Annotated in this window: 13 protein-coding genes; all 13 read left to right on the top strand. The window is 55.1% G+C overall.

Features of this window, described 5'->3' with window-relative positions:
* Positions 1–423 precede the first annotated feature (423 nt).
* The gene (thiC, locus tag ACFOLF_RS27665) at positions 424–2,151 is read left to right on the top strand and encodes a phosphomethylpyrimidine synthase ThiC (protein WP_210037214.1); all 1,728 of its coding nucleotides are present in this window, start codon (positions 424–426) and stop codon (positions 2,149–2,151) included.
* A gap of 193 nt (positions 2,152–2,344) precedes the next feature.
* A complete protein-coding gene (locus ACFOLF_RS27670) occupies positions 2,345–2,998 on the top strand; it encodes a carboxylesterase family protein (RefSeq protein WP_210037215.1) in 654 nt (217 codons plus the stop codon).
* A gap of 165 nt (positions 2,999–3,163) precedes the next feature.
* Positions 3,164–3,961 (top strand): VOC family protein, encoded by a 798-nt coding sequence (locus ACFOLF_RS27675; protein WP_210037216.1) that lies wholly within the window; start codon positions 3,164–3,166, stop codon positions 3,959–3,961.
* Between the two features lie 24 nt (positions 3,962–3,985).
* Positions 3,986–6,172, top strand: coding sequence for an ATP-dependent helicase (locus ACFOLF_RS27680; RefSeq protein ID WP_210037217.1), 2,187 nt, complete (start codon positions 3,986–3,988; stop codon positions 6,170–6,172).
* 152 nt (positions 6,173–6,324) lie between these two features.
* Positions 6,325–7,128: a hypothetical protein gene (locus ACFOLF_RS27685; protein ID WP_210037218.1), complete on the top strand. Its 804-nt coding sequence runs from the start codon at positions 6,325–6,327 to the stop codon at positions 7,126–7,128.
* A gap of 250 nt (positions 7,129–7,378) precedes the next feature.
* Positions 7,379–12,691 (top strand): WIAG-tail domain, encoded by a 5,313-nt coding sequence (locus ACFOLF_RS27690; RefSeq protein ID WP_210037219.1) that lies wholly within the window; start codon positions 7,379–7,381, stop codon positions 12,689–12,691.
* A gap of 330 nt (positions 12,692–13,021) precedes the next feature.
* Complete coding sequence (locus ACFOLF_RS27695) at positions 13,022–14,266, top strand: glycosyltransferase family 2 protein (protein ID WP_379112879.1); 1,245 nt, start codon at positions 13,022–13,024, stop codon at positions 14,264–14,266.
* 4 nt (positions 14,267–14,270) lie between these two features.
* Complete coding sequence (locus tag ACFOLF_RS27700) at positions 14,271–15,371, top strand: hypothetical protein (protein ID WP_210037220.1); 1,101 nt, start codon at positions 14,271–14,273, stop codon at positions 15,369–15,371.
* Positions 15,371–16,117: a glycosyltransferase family 2 protein gene (locus ACFOLF_RS27705; protein WP_210037221.1), complete on the top strand. Its 747-nt coding sequence runs from the start codon at positions 15,371–15,373 to the stop codon at positions 16,115–16,117. Before ACFOLF_RS27700 ends, ACFOLF_RS27705 begins: the two co-directional genes overlap by 1 nt.
* A gap of 97 nt (positions 16,118–16,214) precedes the next feature.
* Positions 16,215–16,937 carry a sugar phosphate nucleotidyltransferase gene (locus ACFOLF_RS27710; RefSeq protein WP_210037222.1) on the top strand — a complete coding sequence of 241 codons (723 nt, stop codon included), beginning with the start codon at positions 16,215–16,217 and terminating at the stop codon, positions 16,935–16,937.
* The gene (locus ACFOLF_RS27715) at positions 16,934–18,082 is read left to right on the top strand and encodes a GT-D fold domain-containing protein (RefSeq protein WP_210037223.1); all 1,149 of its coding nucleotides are present in this window, start codon (positions 16,934–16,936) and stop codon (positions 18,080–18,082) included. The genes ACFOLF_RS27710 and ACFOLF_RS27715 overlap by 4 nt, the downstream gene beginning before the upstream one ends.
* A gap of 22 nt (positions 18,083–18,104) precedes the next feature.
* Positions 18,105–19,481, top strand: coding sequence for a glycosyltransferase family 2 protein (locus tag ACFOLF_RS27720; RefSeq protein ID WP_210037224.1), 1,377 nt, complete (start codon positions 18,105–18,107; stop codon positions 19,479–19,481).
* An 86-nt stretch (positions 19,482–19,567) separates the two neighbouring features.
* Complete coding sequence (locus tag ACFOLF_RS27725; RefSeq protein ID WP_210037225.1) at positions 19,568–19,855, top strand: nucleoside-diphosphate sugar epimerase; 288 nt, start codon at positions 19,568–19,570, stop codon at positions 19,853–19,855.
* The last annotated feature ends 20 nt before the right edge of the window (positions 19,856–19,875 follow it).

A 19,875-nucleotide genomic window follows, 5' to 3' on the forward strand; every position in this document is an offset into this window, starting at 1 on the left:
TATGGGCTGGATCTATGCAAATGTCTTTTCGCATAGACAGGATGCCTCACTTATTCGGACAATGAAGCATAGTCTTCATATGCCGGATGGAAATTGCCGCATTCAAACCGCTCCCATGCCGGAGCGGTTTTTTTAACCTTATAGAATTTATAAGCTTCACTCCTATAAATTTCTATACGGTCCAAGGGAAGAAATTTGCTCAGCCGCAAAGGACGGCAGAACGGATTCTTCCTGGTTCGCTCCAGCATGTAGTGTGTCAAGGAATGCTGTCGGTGAACGGGCTGAAGCCTGCTCATACCGGGAACTGATAGGACAGGGAACAGCCTGCCCTTGGCTCGTTCCAATTTTTCCGCACCGTCTATGCCGCTGTACCTTGCGAGCCTCCTAGGGGATTATCCAAATTACCTTGGGAGGTTTTTTGATATGACGATCATGGCTGGAGCATTGCCGGGCAGTCGCAAAGTGTATGTGCAAGGAAGCCGTTCGGATGTACGGGTGCCGATGAGGGAGATTGAACTGTCGCCGAGTATCAGTAGAAGCGGTGAGGTGCAGATGAACGAACCGGTTCGGGTATATGATTCCAGCGGTCCGTACACGGATTCCGCTTATCGGGCCGATGTGCGCAAGGGTCTGCCGGCTCTTCGCCGGTCATGGATTGAAGATCGGGGAGATGTGGAGCGCTATGAAGGGCGTGTGATTCAGCCGCTTGATAACGGTTTCCACTCGGAGAAAGCGGCAGGCAGCCAAGGAGCAGAACCGTACCCGGCTTTAAACCACACACCGCTAAGAGCTGTCCGCGGGCGCAATGTGACCCAATTATTTTATGCCCGCAGGGGAATCATTACGCCGGAGATGGCATTTATTGCTGTTCGTGAAGGGGTAGAGGCAGAGCTTGTGCGAAGCGAGGTAGCGGCAGGAAGAGCTATTATACCGGCGAATATCAATCATCCGGAGAGCGAACCGATGATTATCGGGCGCCGCTTCCACGTCAAGATCAATGCCAACATCGGTAATTCAGCCGTTGCCTCATCCATCGAGGAGGAAGTGGAGAAAATGACATGGGCCACCCGCTGGGGCGCCGATACGGTCATGGATCTCTCCACGGGCAGGAACATTCATACAACCCGCGAATGGGTCGTGCGAAACTCGCCGGTTCCGGTCGGCACAGTGCCTATCTATCAGGCGCTGGAAAAGGTGAACGGAAAGGCGGAGGATCTGAGCTGGGAGGTGTACCGCGATACTCTGATCGAGCAGGCCGAGCAAGGGGTAGATTATTTTACCATTCATGCGGGTCTGCTGCTGCGTTACATTCCGCTTACGGCCAAGCGGGTAACGGGGATTGTTTCGCGGGGCGGGTCGATTATGGCGGCATGGTGCCTGGCGCATCAACGCGAGAACTTTCTGTATACGCATTTTGAAGAAATTTGCGAAATTATGAAACAATATGATGTTTCATTCTCTCTCGGCGACGGGCTGCGTCCCGGCTCCATTGCAGATGCCAACGACGAGGCTCAATTCGGAGAGCTGGATACTCTTGGCGAGCTGGCTCAAGCTGCATGGAAACATGAAGTGCAGGTGATGATCGAAGGCCCCGGCCATGTTCCGATGCATCTGATCCAGGAGAATATGGAGCGTCAATTGAAGGTGTGCCGGGAGGCGCCATTCTATACACTGGGTCCGCTGACGACGGATATTGCTCCGGGCTACGACCATATCACTTCGGCTATCGGGGCGGCGATGATAGGCTGGCTTGGTACGGCGATGCTCTGTTATGTCACACCGAAGGAGCATCTGGGACTTCCCAATAAAGAGGATGTGAAGGAAGGCGTGATTGCGTACAAGATCGCGGCGCATGCCGCTGATCTGGCGAAGGGGCATGCGAACGCGCAAATACGGGACCATGCGCTTTCCAAAGCGAGGTTCGATTTTCGCTGGCGCGATCAGTTTCATCTCTCGCTTGATCCGGAACGGGCGATGTCCTATCACGATGAGACGCTTCCTGCAGATGCGGCCAAATCGGCCCATTTTTGCTCGATGTGCGGTCCGAAATTTTGCAGCATGCGAATCACACAGGACATCCGCGAGCAGGCTGTTCGGGACTTGGAAGGAGAAGATAATGCAAAGCGGACAGGATTTGAAGCACAGCTTTAGTAGGCGGTGTTCCTTCTTTTTGCGATGCTGATTGACTTCGTCCAAAACGGCATGCAAACCGCCCCGCCATCCCTATCATGCCGCCTATAGACGCGCCGGGCGGCTTCAGTTTAAGTCAAAGCGGCTGGTAAAATATTGAACGATAGCGTTATAATAATGAACAATCGCTTATGAGAAAGGATGCTGCTGCTCCATGCCCGTCACCTCACATCTTCTTCGCCAAGAGACTCCTGAACCTGTACGGATCGGCTATCAATTGTTTCTTCCTTCGGATTACGAGAGGAATACCGGGAAGAAATGGCCGCTCATCCTGTTCCTGCACTGCATCAAGAAGCGGGGCGATGATCTGGCTCTGCTCCATCAGTATGGGGTTGCGCGTTTCGCTGAAGAAAGGAAGGACTTCGGATTTATCGTCGCAACGCCGCAATGTCCGGAGCATTCGGATTGGCCGCAGCAGCGGAATGCCCTGTCGGCTCTCTTGGACGAAATAGCCCGCAGCCACCGTGTTGACCCGGAGAGGGTATATCTGACCGGATTCAGCATGGGCGGGAACGGAACATGGGACCTGGCGGCGAATGTCCCCGGGCGCTTCGCAGCTATTGCTCCACTGGCCGGCTACTACCAGCCCGAAGATGCCAGCCTGCTGAAGGGTATACCGGTCTGGGCTTTCCATGGAGAGAAGGATGATGTAGTCATTCCCGGGAGAACAACCGAGATGGTTAACGCGATCAGGAGCCTGGGAGGGTCTGTCAGGTACACCGCCTACCCTGAACTTGATCATCAGATCTGGGAGGAGACGTACGGCAATCCCGAGCTGTATCAATGGTTTCTGGAGCATAAACGATAAGCAGGTCAGTGCCGCCGGAATCAGTTCCGGCGGTCTTTTGTCTACCGGTTTCCGTACATCTTTGACGTACAGACATTCACTCTACTGCAATAAGGACGGAGAAAACCTTTTCTGGCGGGAAGGTTTATAAAGAGCAGACAACCATAATAAGGATGGTGGAAAACCATGATTACACACTATGCGGGGCTGCAGCTGAACACGGTATCGATTCCAAGCGCAAGACAGTATTATCATGAACGTCTGCTGCTGCCTATCGTGGAAGAATCCGAGAGCCGCATTGAATTCCGGATCACGGAGCACTGTACGATTGTATTTCAGGAGGCTTACGAGCCTGTTGCTCCGGCGCATCTGGCGTTTGAAGTTCCGTACTCGGAATTCGACGCTCTTGTCGCCTTCCTGAAGAGTCGGCAGGTCATGATCGAGAAATGGCCGGACGGCAGAGAAGTGGATCATTTTGGAACGGGACAAAATATTTACTTTCGCGATGGGGATGGAAATTTGCTCGAACTGATTGCCCATCCTTATATCAAGGAGGATGTCGTAGCCCCCTCCGGCGCTCTTCGTGTTCTTTATATGCGCGAGGTCGGATTTCCCGTCGAACATGTGAAGGCATTCCGGGAGCGGCTGCAGGACATGTTTGATTTTAAGCTGGATAAAGTCTACGATAATTTCACTTTTGCCATCGGAGGAACGGCTCATTTCGTGCTGACTGCCAAGCAGCGGCGATGGATTCCGATCTCCATGCTTGCGCTGCCTCCCCGAATGCTAGTAACATTGGGAGTCTCGGACGAAAGTTACATCCAGGTGGTGCGCAGCCGTCTGAGGGAGGAAGAAATGGTTTCCGCCAATGATAGAGAGCTTCATATGATCATCAATGATTACCATCTGTGCCTGCGGGCTGCGACCGGCTTCGGGAAGAATCTGCCGGCGCTTCTTCATTTGCCGCTGTCTATAAAGGATTAACGATAAACGATAGAGGGACTGTCTATGATAACCAAAGAGGATTTTTTTACGCGCAAGGCCAAGGAAACGGGCGTCGAGCTGAATGAGATTCAGCGGCAGGCGGTCCTTCAAACCGAAGGCGCGCTGCTGCTGCTTGCTTCTCCCGGCTCCGGGAAAACGACTACCGTCATCATGAAGATCGGCTATCTGATCCAGCACAAAGGGATCGCTCCGTCGCGCATCAAGGCGGTCACATTCAGCAGGGCGTCGGCGCTGGATATGAAGGAGCGGTTCAAGCGGTTTTTCCCGGAGCTTGCGCCAGTCGATTTCTCTACCATTCATAGTCTCGCATTTGAGATTGTCCGGGAGCATTTTCAGCAGACCCGAACCGCTTATCTTATTATCGAGGGCAATCAAGGAGGCAGGGAACAGGGCGGAGAGGAATTTGATCCCCAACAGCTGCATAAGAAGCTGATCCTTCGCAATCTGTATCAGTCGATTGCCGGCAATACGATAACGGAGGATCAAATGGAAGAGCTGACTACCTATATCAGCTATATCAAAAATAAAATGATTCCCAGCGACAAATGGGCACAGGTGCCCTGTGAGGTGAAGCAGGCTGATCGTGTTCTGATTGCCTACGAGGAGTTCAAGCGCTCCGGCTCCGGCAAGCTCCTGCTGGATTTTGACGATATGCTCACGACGGCAAACGAAGTGTTGAAAATGAACCGGGAGCTGCTGCATAAATATCAGCAAAGATACGATGTCCTGCTGACGGACGAAAGCCAGGATACCTCGCTTGTTCAGCATGCCATTATCGAGGAATTGGCAAGAGAGCATGGCAATATATGCGTGGTAGCCGACGACGACCAGTCGATTTACAGCTGGAGGGGCGCAGAGCCTTCCTATTTGCTGCATTTCAAAGACGTATATCCGAATGCCGTGATCCTGTACATGGAACAAAATTACCGGTCTTCACGGGATATTGTGGATATCGCAAGCGGCTTCATCAAACGGAACAAGAACCGCTATGACAAAAATATGTTTACGGACAATGAAGCGCATGAGCCAATCGCGATCCGCAATTTTACCGATTATAATCATCAATCCAAATATGTGGTGGAGCATATCCAGCAGCTTGCTGATCTTCGCGAGGTGGCGGTGCTTTACCGGAACAGCTCCTCCTCCATCATGCTGATGAATGAATGCGAACGGGCCGGAGTGCCCTTTTATATGAAGGATTCGGACAACCGGTTCTTCTCCCACTGGATCGTCAAGGACATGCTGAATATCATGCGGATGTCTTATACGGACAAGCGCTACGATCTTCTGGAACAGGTGTACACGAAGCTTAACGGCTATATTACGAAGCATCAGATGGGCGTGCTGCGGGAGATTCAGAATAATGAGTCGGTTTTCGACAATTTGCTGAGCTATGTGGATCTGCAGGAATATCAGCGCAAGCCGATTCTGGAATGCAAGGAAACGCTGCAGCAGATGAAGGGCATGCCGCCGCTCGAAGCAATCCGCGTGATCCGCACCAAGCTGGGTTACGATAAGGCGATTGACAAGATGGTGGAGCGGCTCGGCTTCAGGAAGGATTATTTGCTCGGCAATCTGAACACGCTGGAAGAGATCGCAAGCACGCTTGAGAGCATGGAGGACTTTGCCAAAAGGCTCAAGCATCTGGAGGCAGTGATGAAAGCTTCCAGCTTCAACAAGAATCAAAATGTCGTGACCTTCTCTACCTTTCACAGCGCCAAGGGACTGGAGTTCAAGGTTGTCTATATGATCGATCTGGTCATGGGGGTCATCCCCTCCGCCGAAGATATCAAGCAGCAAGCGGAAGGCAATACCGGGCCGATGGAAGAAGCCGTCCGGTTGTTCTATGTCGGCATGACAAGGGCCAAGCGGCATCTGGAGCTGATTACCTACAAGTACCGGGACGGGGTGAAGATGGACGAGTCGTTGTTCGTCGGCGAGGTTCGTACGCTTCAGAATCCGGCCAAGCTGACGGTGCGGACAGAGGAGCCGCAGTCTCCGGTGGACCCCAATGCGCTCAGAGAGCGGAAGGAGCTGGTGATCGGCAGGCTGGTCGAGCACCGGGTATTTGGCCGAGGAGAAATTATGAAGCTGACGGATGAGCGCGTCCATATTGAGTTCGGAACAGGCATCAAGGCATTATCGCTCCAGACCTGTCTGGATAAAGGAATCTTGACGCCGGCATTGTAGAAGATGCCTGGAGTTTTATGATGCCGGCGAAGTCGCTTCTTCAATTTTTGGCTCAAATAAAAACAGGCACAGGTTGACACTGATAATCATTATCAACTAATATAGAGGTATTCCTTTACATATTAAAAAGAGGCAAGGAGCTGAAAGTATCCATGTTGCCCGATTCCTATATAAACAGGCAGCCTTTCCCGCTGCATTTCTCCTCGGTCAAGGTGCGCAGCGACCGGACCGTCGTAGCGGCATCGCCCGGGCAGGGGATTTACCTGAAACCCGCGAACGAAGATTGGCGCCTTCTCTCGGACGGCCTTCCGGAAGATACGACGGTTAACCGGCTGCAGATGTCTGCGGGCGTCACCTATGCCTGCACGAATAAAGGGTTATACCGGCTTAAGCTCAAGCAGTGGGAATACGAGGAAGTCGGTCATCCCTGCTATCAGTATAAAGAAGAATGGGGATACGGCTTCGCAGCTACCCAGTCCGGCCTTTATTATAAGTCGTCGGATAAGTGGAAGGAATCCGCCTACGGCCATTCAATTGTCTATGATTTTTTATTTACCCCGCAGTATTTATATATCGGGCTCGACCATGGCATCAGCATGTATGACCGGATGACGGACCGCTGGGCCGATTTCGAGCTTGGCTTTGGAGTCACAGCGCTGGCTGCCAACCGGGATAATCTGTTTGGCGCAACCGAGAAGGGCGAGCTGGTTGTGAGCAATGGCCGCGGCGGATTCAGCACGGTTCAGTTTCCCGATATTTTTATTTTCTCGGTCATATCCAGGCAATCTTATGTTTATGTCTGCACGGACCGGGGGCTTTACCGTATTGGCCGTCTGGGAGAGCGATTAACGCTTTACTCGGTCAGACCGGGGGTGCCGGTTACCGATATTGACTGGCTGGGGACGGAGCTATATATGGCGACGCTCTCCAAAGGTGTTCAAATGATGCAAACGTAGGAGCCAGGTACCAGTACTGGCCGCCATAGAATAGGACACGGAAAATTTGGAATTTGTGAACGAGCGGCGCGCCTGAACCTGGGCGTTAGCCGCTTTTTTGTTTCACGGCGACAGCCGGTTCTTCCTGTTTTTGCGATTCTATAACCTGGTTCCTGCTGCTTTTGGCTGATAATGTCTCCAATCAAGTGACCTGCCTATGGGTGAATGCATATGATACCTATGACATTTCAGGTGGAAGAAGGAGAGGGCTATGGCTAAGAACAGCAAGGGAAAGAGTCCCAAGGGACGAAAACCGTTATTTTATGTTGATAATCCGAACACTTCGGAATTGAAATGGATCGAAAAATTGAGGAAAAACAAGCCGCATACGCCAGGGGAGCCAGAGAAGAAAATTGTTAAGGTCAATGCTATGGCTGTGGAGGAACTGGAAGCCGTGACGGCAGATGGTCCGGTACCGGCTGGAACAAGTGAAATCGCAGCAGAGGAGCAGCGACCTGTCCTGGAGCCGGCTCCTGAACCGGGAATTGCCGTAGAGCAGGAGAAGAAGGCAGCAGATACCGGGGGCCAGCCGGCACCGGCAGCGGTGGAGGATATCCCGGAACCGGCAGCCAAAGACGCAGACAAAGACAAAGCCGCAGAGGTCACCGCGGCCGTGGAGGCTGAGCAGGCCAGCCTGGCCGGTATACTCAGCAAGGAGGAGCGGGTGGAAGAGAAACGGCTTCCGGATTCCTCGACTCCCTTCATCTTTACCGACGATCTTGCCGATGAGGCAATCACCACGGATAAGCTTGCACCCGGAGCTGTTGAAGCAACCCGGATAAAATCGGGCGCTGTTCAAACACAATCGATTGCAGATTTTGCCGTGGAAAGCATTAAAATCGCCGATGGGGCGATTATAGGCTCCAAGATCGCTCCGGAATCCATCTTGAGCGATCATCTCACACGCAATGCCATATCCGGCTCCAAAATACGGGATCGTTCCATCACCGGTGAAAAATTACGCGACGGCAGCGTAACCTCTGTAAAACTGGGTGACCGGACAATCAGTGCCGACAAGCTGGCGGAAGGATCCATCGAGGCCAAGCATCTGAAGCCGTTCGTCATTACAACCGAGCTTCTGGATGATCAATCCGTAACGTCAAGCAAGCTTAGAAGCGGAGCCATCCGGACGGAGAGCATAGCGAACGATGCCATTCATACATCCAAAATAGCCGATGGGTCCGTTACCAGATCCAAGCTTCGCGACCAGGCGGTTACGAGCGAGAAAATCGCGTTGGGCGCCGTTGAATCGGTGCATCTCAAGCCTGGGCTGCTGCTCGCAGAGCATGTAGCGGCAGGTGTATTGCTGGGAAAGCATCTGGCCCCGGGAGAAATCGACGCAAACCACATAGCCGAAGGCGCGGTGGAATCCAAACAACTGGGGCTAGGAGCCGTAACCGAGCAGGCAATCGCGCCAGGCGCGGTGGGACCGCTCCAGCTGCAGGAAGGCGCCGTAAGCGCCGTCCACATCGGGGATAATGAGGTCGGTTCACAGCATATTGCTGATTTGGCGGTGACGTCTCCGAAAATTGCCGATATGTCCATTTCCACTATAAAGCTGGTCGATCATGCGATAACAGCATCCAAGCTCGCCGATCAAAGCATTACAGCCCCCAAATTATCGGATGATGCCGTTCATGGCCGTCATCTTGGGCGCTCAAGCGTCAGCTCGGATAAAATCGCATCGGGCAGTATTGAGGAGCATCATCTGTCAGCCAATACGGTTGGAGGCAAGCAGCTTATTGAGGGAAGTGTGGCCTCGGCTCACTTGGCGGATGGCTCGGTGACGAAGCAGAAGCTGGCGGCCAAGGCCGTTCAGCATAGCCATATCAGCAATGAGGCGGTAAGCGGAGAGCATCTGGCTGCCGGCTCGGTAAGCGGGAGCAAGCTGGCCGCAGCCAGTGTCAGCGGCGGGAAAATTGCCGATCTGGCGGTGGATACCCGGCATCTGAACGATGAGTCGGTCAGCTTCGACAAGATCGCGCCGGAGGCTGTCCGCGCTCATCATATGTCGCAGAGCTCTGTATCGGAAGAAGTGATTTCGGCAGGGGCGGTTGGCTCGGCTCATCTGCAGCCCGGATTAATACGGGCGGAGCATATATCGGAGCAATCCGTTGCCGCTGAAGCTCTGCGGGATGGCGCAGTCATTTCAACGAAGCTTGCTGGCGGATCGGTGTCGGGTAAGCATCTTGCCGCCGGGTCCGTATTCTCGCATCATCTGGCCGATCATGTGGTGAACGCGCTCAAGCTTTCTCCCGAGAGTGTTTCGACGGATAAACTGACGGATGGGGCAGTGACATCGGCAAAGCTCGGGGACAACAGCGTCACCGCAGCGAAGCTGGCGCCGCATGCATTGACCGGTGAGAAGATTACCCTGCAATCCATCGGCAGCGCCCATCTCGTCCCGGGGCTTATCGGAGCCGAGCATATCAGCACGGGGGCCGTGCAGGATTTTCATCTGGGAAAAGCCATTATTGCCAGCGATACGCTTGCTGAAGGCGCAGTAACCGGTAAAAAGCTGGCTGCCGGGGCGGTTGAAAGCGATCATCTGTCCAACGAAGCGATAAGAAGCAGGCATTTGGCTGAGGAGTCCGTGCTTGGCGTTCATCTGGGCAACGAGAGTGTTCGTGAGCGTCATCTTGGCAAAGATGCGGTGACGGAGGAGAAGCTGGCCGCAGGAAGTATCGGTAGCCATCATTTGCAGGACGGCGTTGTCAGTTCACAGGCTTTGAAGGATGGGGCGGTGCTCAGCCGACATGTGGGGAAAGGCGCTATTGAATCCGTTCACCTGGCGGGTTCGCTTATCGGAAGCACGCATCTGAAGAAAGGCAGCATCAAGCAGCAGCATCTGGCTCCTCAAGCCGTAGGAATGGATCAGCTGGCTGATGGAGCGGTAAGCGCGGATAAACTGGCTCTTGTATCGGTCAATAGTGAGCATATCCAGTTGGAGAGCATTGCCGGCAAGCATTTGAAGGCAGAGTCCATTCAGGGCTATCATCTGCGGAAAGGGTCCATCACGCAAAGTCATCTGTCTACGGAGCTGTTATCCTTCGAAAAGGCGCCTGATGGCATTCTGCCAGGCAGTAAAATCAAGCTTGGGACGATCGGCTCCGCTCATCTGGAGAAGGACAGCATTGCAGCGGAGCATCTGAAGGCTGAAGCTGTCGGCAGAGAAGCATTGAAAGACGGCGCGGTGACGGGAGTGAAGCTGGCAGCAGAAGCAGTGGGCACCGAAGCGCTGATAAATGGCGCGGTGACGGGAGCAAAGCTGGCAGCAGGAGCAGTGGGCACCGAAGCGCTGATAGATGGCGCAGTGACGGGAGCAAAGCTGGCAGCAGAAGCAGTGGGCACCGATACGATGGTGGATGGTGCGGTGACCGAAGCGAAGCTGGCAGTGAAGGCAGTAGGCACCGATGCGCTGATAGACGGTGCGGTGACGGGAGTGAAGCTGGCAGCAGGAGCAGTGGGCACCGATGCGCTGATAGATGGTGCGGTGACGGGAGTGAAGCTGGCAGCAGGAGCAGTAGGCACCGAAGCGCTTGTGGATGGTGCGGTGACGGGAGTGAAGCTGGCAGCAGAAGCAGTGCGCACTGATACGCTTGTTGATGGTGCGGTGACCGAAGCGAAGCTGGCAGTGAAGGCAGTAGGCACCGACAAGCTGATAGACGGTGCGGTGACGGGAGTGAAGCTGGCAGCAGGAGCAGTGGGCACCGATGCGCTGGTAGACGGTGCGGTGACCGAAGCGAAGCTGGCAGCAGAAGCAGTCGGTACCTATTCGCTTGTGGATGGTTCGGTGACGGGAGCAAAGCTGGCAGCAGAAGCAGTGGGTACCTATTCGCTGGTGGATGGCGCAGTGACAGGAGTGAAGCTGGCAGCGAAGGCAGTAGGCACCAAAGCGCTGATAGATGGCGCGGTGACGGGAGCAAAACTGGCAGCAGGAGCAATTGGCACCGAAGCGCTGACAAATGGTTCGGTGACGGGAGCGAAGCTGGCAGCGAAGGCGGTGGGCACCGAAGCGCTGACAGATGGTGCAGTGACGGGAGCGAAGCTGGCCGCCAAGGCAGTGGAAACCGAAGCGCTGGTGGATGGTGCGGTGACCGAAGCGAAGCTGGCAGCTAAGGCGGTGGGCACCGAAGCGCTGACAGATGGTTCAGTGACGGGAGCGAAGCTGGCCGCAAAGACAGTGGGCACCGACAAGCTGATAGACGGCGCGGTGACGGGAGTGAAACTGGCCGCAAAGGCAGTGGGCTCCGACAAGCTGATAGACGGCGCGGTAACGGGCGTGAAGCTGGCCGCAAAGGCAGTGGGCACCGATGTGCTGAGAGACGGCGCGGTGACGGAAGCGAAGCTCGCGGAAGGCGCAGTCACGGCGACAAAGCTGGCAGCGGGATCGGTGACGAACGAGAAGCTTGCTCCCGAGGCTGTCATTACGGAAGCATTGGCAGCAGGAGCAGTCACAAACGCGAAGCTGGCGGTTGAAGCGGTCGGTCAGGAACAGCTGCAAGCAGGCGCGGTGACGGAAGCGAAGCTCGCGGAAGGCGCAGTTACGGCGACAAAGCTGGCAGCGGGATCAGTGACGAACGAGAAGCTTGCTCCCGAGGCCGTTCCTACGGAAGCATTGGCAGCAGGAGCAGTTACAAGCGAGAAGCTGGCGGCTGAAGCGGTCGGTCAGGATCAGCTGCAAGCAGGCGCGGTGACGGAAGCGAAGCTCGCGGAGGGCGCAGTTACGGCGACAAAGCTGGCAGCGGGATCGGTGACGAACGAGAAGCTTGCTCCCGAGGCTGTCATTACGGAAGCATTGGCGGCAGGAGCAGTCACAAATGCGAAGCTGGCGGTTGAAGCGGTCGGTCAGGAACAGCTGCAAGCAGGCGCGGTGACGGAAGCGAAGCTCGCGGAAGGCGCAGTTACCGCGACAAAGCTGGCAGCGGGATCGGTGACGAACGAGAAGCTAGCTCCCGAGGCTGTCATTACGGAAGCACTGGCAGCAGGAGCAGTTACAAGCGAGAAGCTGGCGGCTGAAGCGGTCGGTCAGGAGCAGCTGCAAGCAGGAGCCGTAACACTGGGTAAAATCGCGCCTGGATCCATTACAACGGCAAATATTATTGCCGGCTCCATTGAAAGCGATCTGCTGTGCGACGAGGCCGTGACAGGGGATAAAATCGCGCCCGGCACGCTTACTGTGAAGCATTTCGCTCCGGATGTGTTGGCATCCCTGATCCCGGATGTGAATCCCTCAGCCTCCGAGCAGCTTCCAGCCGAGCAGGTCAGTCCGGCAATCTGTCAGCAATTCGGATTGATTCCTTACAATTTTGCAGGGCAGGGCGAGCAGCTGGAGCTGACCGTTACATTCGACCAACCGTTCGCAAGCGATGTCTACGTTCTGGTTGCTACGGCCGATCAGCTGTCCTGTTATGCGACAATAAAATCAAAAACGGCAGACAGCGCAGAACTGACTGTCGTGCGCACGCGAATCTCCCCCGAGCCCGTCGGATTCATCAATTGGATTGCCATAGGCAGCAAATAGTTCCAATATCCGATGCCAGGATCGCGGCCATCCGATTATGATGCTCCTTCTTACCGTGTCAAAGATATAAAATTTTCGATTAAAGAAGTCCGACACTTACAAATAAACGGGTGTCGGACTTTTCCATGCCGGCTGCGGTTAAGGACTTGTCCGGCTTTCTCCAAATCAGACCTGAAAGGCCGCTGTCTCACGTACAACAGCCGTGCCTCTTGACCTTACGTGTCCATACAATAAGTTGTAAAAGGACTGTCTTTGTCTTGCATACACGAGCAAAGCGCAATTGACGAAGAGGTGATCAGAATCAGGAATCCCTTTTGGGTTAGCAAAGACATGCAATACCGAGCAGCTGTGAATATCGGCAATTACCCTTCAGGGAAGAACCCGGGTTCCCGATTAATATCGCCGGCAATGGGTCTGTCCATGGAAATCGATACCGTTCAATCGAAGCGGGTCTACTTGCATTCCAGCCGCAATGGGAAAGCAGGAACGCCGGCTTCCCGTCTCGCACGCAAGGTAAAGGTGAAGGTAAAGGTAAAGGTCGCGGGAAGGCGTCCCGCCACAGGCATTGCGCCAGCCGGGGGGAAGAAGCCGTCATGGTCCGGCGCGGTCAGGACTGCCGCCAAGCGCAGAGCGTCAGGTTCCGCCGGAAGCGGTAAGATTCAGAGCAAGAGCAGGACAACGAAGTTTCGGCCGCGTCCCGCAGGGTTGTCCAGGCGCAGCCGAAGCTTGCAGCGCAGCCGGGCAGCCTTTAAGCCTGTGGATCGCCATCCGGAAAGTATAGAACCATTGACACAGATTGAAGGAAGCGCCCATCCAATTGTTACCCGCGCGGCTGCCGGGGCGGAGCCGGTCGTCTCCGTTATTATTCCGGTCATGAATGAACGCCGCTCAATTGCCCGTGTGATTCAGGAGGCAAAACGAACTCATCCCCAAGTGGAGATCATTGTGGTTGCGAATGGATCGACGGATGGTTCGGCCGCAATAGCCCGGCGTAATGGAGCCCATGTGATCGAATTTTCTGAACCGCTGGGTCATGATGTAGGACGCGGTGTAGGAGCGTCTGCCGCAAAGGGGCGGGTGCTGCTCTTTATCGACGGGGATATGGTCATTAGCAGTGCGGCGCTCAAGCCGTACATTCACGCAGTTCTGGATGGAGGCGTTGACGTGGCGCTTAACGATTATTCCGGCCCAATCCGCAAACAGGTCGTCCACAGCGTTGTTCTTGCCAAACATGCGCTTAATTCGCTGCTGGGAAGACCGGAGCTGAGAGGAACCTCGATGACAGCGGTGCCTCATGCGATAAGCCGGCATGCTCTTGAAGTGATTGGCGCAGATGCGCTGTCAGTCCCCCCATTAGCGCATGCCAAAGCGGTGCAGCTAGGGCTTAACGTCCGCGCCGTACATCCTGTTAACGTGGGGAAACTGAATCTGCAACGTCCGCGACGGGAAAGACTCAATCCGCTAGAGCATCTGATTGTCGGCGATCATCTGGAGGCTATTGATTGGCTGATGCGGCAGACGGACAGCCTTGGCGGCTTCACGCTTTGGCAGCAAAATCGGGAGAAGGCAAGGTGAGTGTATGCGAAAGGCGAAACCGGCAGCAGCCGGAATCAAACGCAAGCCCTCCTTTCGGAAGATTCGTACCCGTTCATCCCCGGGAGGAAGGAGACGCGCACGCGGCGCAAAGCCATTAAAACGTTCCTCAGCCAATCAAGGAACCTCCTATAACGCTGGCTTGCGCGATGCTGCTTTGCTGCGGGAAGCAGGAGCCATCCCGCAATCCGATGAGCTGAGGCTAAGACTGAACGAGAGCTGGTCGCGCAGACACCGGCTGAATGGCAGCTTGAGCAAAAGCCTGCTGCTGCAGGGAAAAGCGTATGCGGATGGATATATGAATGGGCTCCGTTTAAACAGGCAGAGCTGGCTGCCCGTACCGCTGCAGGGCTCAGCTGCTGCAGTCGTCCTTGCCGGAAGAGGGATGGCAGCCGAGCCTGCATCGCTGCAGGAGCTGATGCGTTTGCCGCTGCAGGAAATCATTGTTGTGCTTGAGGATGCGGCTGGAGGCGACTATCACACGCTCAGCCAAATGCCGGGCATCACCATTGTGCATGCAGGAACGATGCTCGAACGCGATATGGGGCGATCCATAGGCGCGAGGCTGCTGCGGACGGATTCCATCCTGTTCTGCGACGGCCATGTTCCGATACCGGCCGAGCGTCTGGCGCCTCTTCTTGCGGCAGTGGACAGCGGCGCCGATGTTGCGCTCAGCGATACATCCGATTCTCTGGGTTTATTCCGGGATTGGGATGAGCTGTCGCGCGTGAAGGCTTTCATCAACCTGTCATTGGGCCGTCCGGATTTGCTCGCCAATTCCAATCAGGAGCTGCCATGCGCCTGGTCGGCAAAAGCGCTAAAACTGGTTGGGGAGGCCTCGCTCGCGCTTCCGCCGGTTGCCCAGCAAGCCGCAATCCATCACCGCCTGAATATTGCAGTCTGCCGCAATGTAAGCAGGGGCGGGGCTGGCAGCGGGAACAGACGCGCTGATGGTCTTCACGCAGCGAATAAACATGCCGCATACGCGCATCTTGCCGCATTGAAGGCGGCTATGGCTCTGAACGGGAACCGGCTGCTTCATCCCGACCGGTCCAGACGCCGCGGGGCGGTTGGAGGTGAAGGCTGATGAAGCTTACGAGCATTGTGATACCGACCTATAACGGACTTGATCTGGTCCAGCAGGCGGTGGCGTCCATCCGTTCTTATACCAGCCAGCAGGATACTCCATATGAGATTATTGTCGTGGATAATGGTTCAACTGACGGTACAAGTGGGTGGTGTCTCCAGGAGCAGCTCGCCTTTATTTCTTTACCCCGCAATACCGGTTTCCCTGCGGCCTGCAATAAGGGGCTTCGGTTTGCGCGCGGCGATTGCCTGATGCTGCTGAACAATGACGTAACCGTTTCGCACGGCTGGCTGGCAGCTTTGCTGCAGGCGCTTAACAGCGACGGGAAGATCGGCATCGTCGGTCCCGTGACGAATTATGCCAGCGGGAAGCAGCAGGTTGATTACCCTTTTCACTCCATGAACGAGTTCCATCGCGTCGCCAAGGAAGTGCTGACCCAGTCAGGCGAGCAAGTGCAGCCTGTTCATCGGCTTGTGGGCTTTTGCATGCTGTTCGGGCGCACGCTTTACGAGCGTATCGGCGAGCTGGACGAGAGATTTTCGCCAGGCCATTACGAGGACGATGACTATTGCTTCCGGGCCCGGATGAGCGGGTACAGCTTATTGATGTGCCGGAATGTGTTTGTTCACCACCAGGGCAGCGCAAGCTTCAAGCGGGGCGACAGCATGGAGCTGCAGCGGCTTGTCGAACAAAATCGGCAGCGGTTCATCGACAAGTGGCAGGTCGATCCCGGCATATTTATCTAGCTTGTGAATGCTTGCGATGTCGGTTTTTCTTACGAAAAACGGGCGTATGCTTACGAAGCAGCGTTTTCTTACAAAAACGCTTTAGGAGGTCATAATTTTGAGAGCTGTTATCTTGGCTGGCGGAACGGGAACGCGGCTTTTTCCGCTGACCAAACTGATGAATAAACATTTGCTGCCGGTTGGCAGGCTTCCGATGATATGCTACAGCCTGATCAAATTGAGAGAAGCGGGCATAACCGATATTCTGCTCGTCACAGGACGCGAGGCGGCGGGAATGTTTACAGATTTCCTGGGCAGCGGACGCGATTATGGGATATCCCTGACCTATCGCATTCAGGAGCAGGCGGGCGGGATTGCCCAGGCGCTGGAGCTTGCTCAGCCTTTTGTCGGCAGCGAAGACAAATTCCTGGTCCTGCTTGGCGACAATTTGTTCGAGGAGCCGCTGAAGCCCCATCTGGAGGCTTTCGCGAAGCAGTCAGAAGGCGCGATGGTGCTGCTCAAGCAGGTTCCGGATCCGGAACGTTACGGCGTCCCTGTCTTTGATGCGAAAGGCAGGATTGAACGAATCGAAGAAAAACCGGAACAGCCGCAAACCGATTTTTGCGTGACGGGCATTTACTTATTTGATGCATCCGTATTTACATTAATCCACGAGCAGGCGCCTTCTCAGCGGGGCGAGCTGGAAATCACGGATGTGAACAACGCTTACGCAAGCAAAGGCATGCTTCGGCATAGCCGGATGAACGGCTGGTGGACCGATGCCGGAACCTTCGAGTCGCTGCAGGAAGCGTCAATCAAGCTTATGGGAACTGTACCATGAGCGGTGGCGGCCGGGCAGGAAAGCCCCTCCTGAACAAGACAGCGGGTCCGGTCCGTCAGGATCGCCGGGTGCCGGTTTCGGCGGCTGAGAGCTTACATCGTCCGGTGAAAGCTCCAAGAACGGGAAAGCAGCCGGCTTCAGGCTCGGGAGCAGGCCGTTCCCGCATTCGCGGCCGGGCCATCAAAAAAAGCCCTGCATTCAGGAAGCGGACAAGATTGGGGATTCGTACCCGTTCCAAACGCCTGAATCGAAGAACGGCGGGATTGCCCGGCCAGAAGGATCAATTCGGGAAGCATACGCCGGAGGACGTCCCGGAGACTGCCGAGCAGGCATATAATAGAGGATTTGAAACCGGCCAGTATGATGGCGGAGAGAAGTGGCTGGAGAATGCAGTGCCGCAAAATATGCTCCTTCCGGATGTCACACTGCAGGAGGTCATAGCCTTGGGGGTCGAGCAGCTGAAACCGCAGTGCCACCGGCTGATGGATGTGCATGAGGTATTCGAGCAGATGATGCAGGCTTTGGCGTCGAACTCGCCTTGTGCGGTTGTACGGCTTGGAGACGGAGAACTGCTGGCCCTGTCGCAGGACGTGGTTTACAACGCCAGGATTGTCAAGCAGGAAGGGGAATTTCTCCCCTACGCAGGCGTTAAGCCGCCCGATATAGGCGCGCGTGACCAGCTGGCCCAGGCTATCCGGCATGCGCAGATCGTCGGCGTCCCGTTATCGCGGCGAAAACATTTTCAACCGCTGCTTTATCCGGTTATGCGCGGGCACGGTATTGATCCCGGCGCATTGCGGATGACCCATTCCACGATTAATTACGGCTTGTATCAGGCCGGACTGCTGACCCGTCTGCTGACAGGGCAAAGACTGCTTGTTATTGGCAACGCCGCACCCGAACTCGCGGAGACGCTGACCCGTCACGGACTGCTGGTTTCGGGCATGATCAGCCCGGTTAAAGGGTTTGCCGACATTGACCGGGTGATGGATGAGGCGCATCATGCCGTTTTTGATCTTGCTCTGGTTTCGGCAGGGATTCCGGCAGTTGTTCTATGCTGGCGAATTGCAGCGGAGCAGGGCAAGGTGGCGCTGGATTTTGGACATATGGCCGATGCCATCATCAAAGGGAAAGTGACGCTTTGAAAAACGGGAGTGACGTAGGCTGATGATTCGGAAGAGACGGCATACGCAGATGTACAGGCGGAGGGCGGGCAGAAGATCCGCCAAACGCAGTCTGCGCGGGTATCCGGAAGGTCACAAAGCCGGATACGAGCAAGGCTTGCGCTCGGGACTCGATAGCTTCAAATCGCTGTTCGAGGGAACAAGCATTATAATTCCCAGCTACAATCAAGTGGAGTATTTGAAGAAGTGCATCGAGAGTATTGGCGAGCACACCGATCTGCCTTATGAAATCATTGTGGTTGACAATGCATCGGACGACGGAACAGCGGAATTTCTGCGGAAAACGGACAGCGCGGTCCGTTACCGGGTTCTGGAGTCGAACCGGGGGTTCGCCGGCGCCGTTAATATCGGCATGATGATGGCGAAGGGGACAACGATGCTGCTCCTTAACAACGATACGATTGTTACCGAGCGCTGGTTGAGCAACATGCTCAAGTGTCTCGACAGCGATCCGAAAATCGGTATGGTCGGTCCGGTAACCAATTATATAAGCGGTGACCAGCGTATTGAGGTGCCTTATTTGCATGTTAACGACATGCCCCGTTTCGCACAGCATTATAACATTTCCGATCCTGGAAAATGGCAGTTCACAGACCGCTTGACCGGATTCTGCCTGCTGTTTCGCCGCGAGCTGTGGGAGCGGACCGGGTTCCTGGACGAAGGGTTTGAGATCGGAAATTTCGAGGACGACGACTACAATATCCGCGTTCGTCTGCAGGGGCAATCGCTTGTAATCGCCCGCGATACCTTCATTCATCATTACGGCAGTGTCAGCATGAAGGGGCTTGGGGAGAACTTGGCCAAAATCAATAATCACAATATGCAGTTCTATATGGAGAAGTGGGGGAATCCCCATGATCTTGTTCATCAAGTGAAAGAAATGCTGCCTCTTCATCGGGAACGCACAGGATTGGCGGCACAGCAGCCAGTTGGAGAAACAGCCTTTTTCCCTCAGCAGGTCGTTGCCCGCGGAGTAAGCGAAAGGCTGTACTGGATCGAACGGGGAGTGCGCAGACCGGTCACGGGCGAACCTGCTGTGCCGATTACCCGGCTGTCCCAGGTGGATCTCCGTCGTTGGCCCATAGGGGATGGAATATCCGCGGAAGAGGTGGAGGCCCGCTGGCATGGCCATTTCGATGCAGGAGAGCAGTTCCCGGACGGCCAGACCTTCAAGGCAGCGGACGGATGGATTTATGTGGTGGATGAGAGAGCCTTGCGCAGGGTGGTCAGTCTGGCAGCGGCGGAAGCATGGGGGCTGGCATTGAAGCCGCAGCAGCAGCTGCCGGCTGCCCATGAGCTTGAGCAGCTGACGAAGGGCTTGCCTGTCATTGCGCCGGCGCGGGTAGCTCCATATTTGTGACCATATACATTTGAAGAGCGATATTCATGGCAGTATCATGCTTGAAATATGAGCATATGCTGTAGAGAGTGGAGGGACAGCGAAATATGCAGCATATTGTAACGGAAATGATTGAGCATATGTCCCGTTCCCACGAGCAGATGGCGCGCGTCATGGAGGCAGAGCGGCATGTGGCGGTGCGGATGGCACAGATCGTACACGCGCTGCCGGATCAGCATCCGAATTTCGGCGGAGTGAGCGAGCTGATGGAGCAATCCCAATCAGTGAGCAAGAACCTTGTTGCTTATTTAAACAGTATTGCCGAACTTCAGGAAACGATGGCTGCAACCTTGACAACCGTTATGAAGGAACTGGGCGGCGAGGATGAGGAATAGGGGCGGAGCCAAAGGAGAGT

This window comes from Paenibacillus sepulcri, assembly GCF_042647105.1.
In the GTDB taxonomy this organism is placed as follows: Bacteria; Bacillota; Bacilli; order Paenibacillales; family Paenibacillaceae; genus Paenibacillus_Z; species Paenibacillus_Z sepulcri.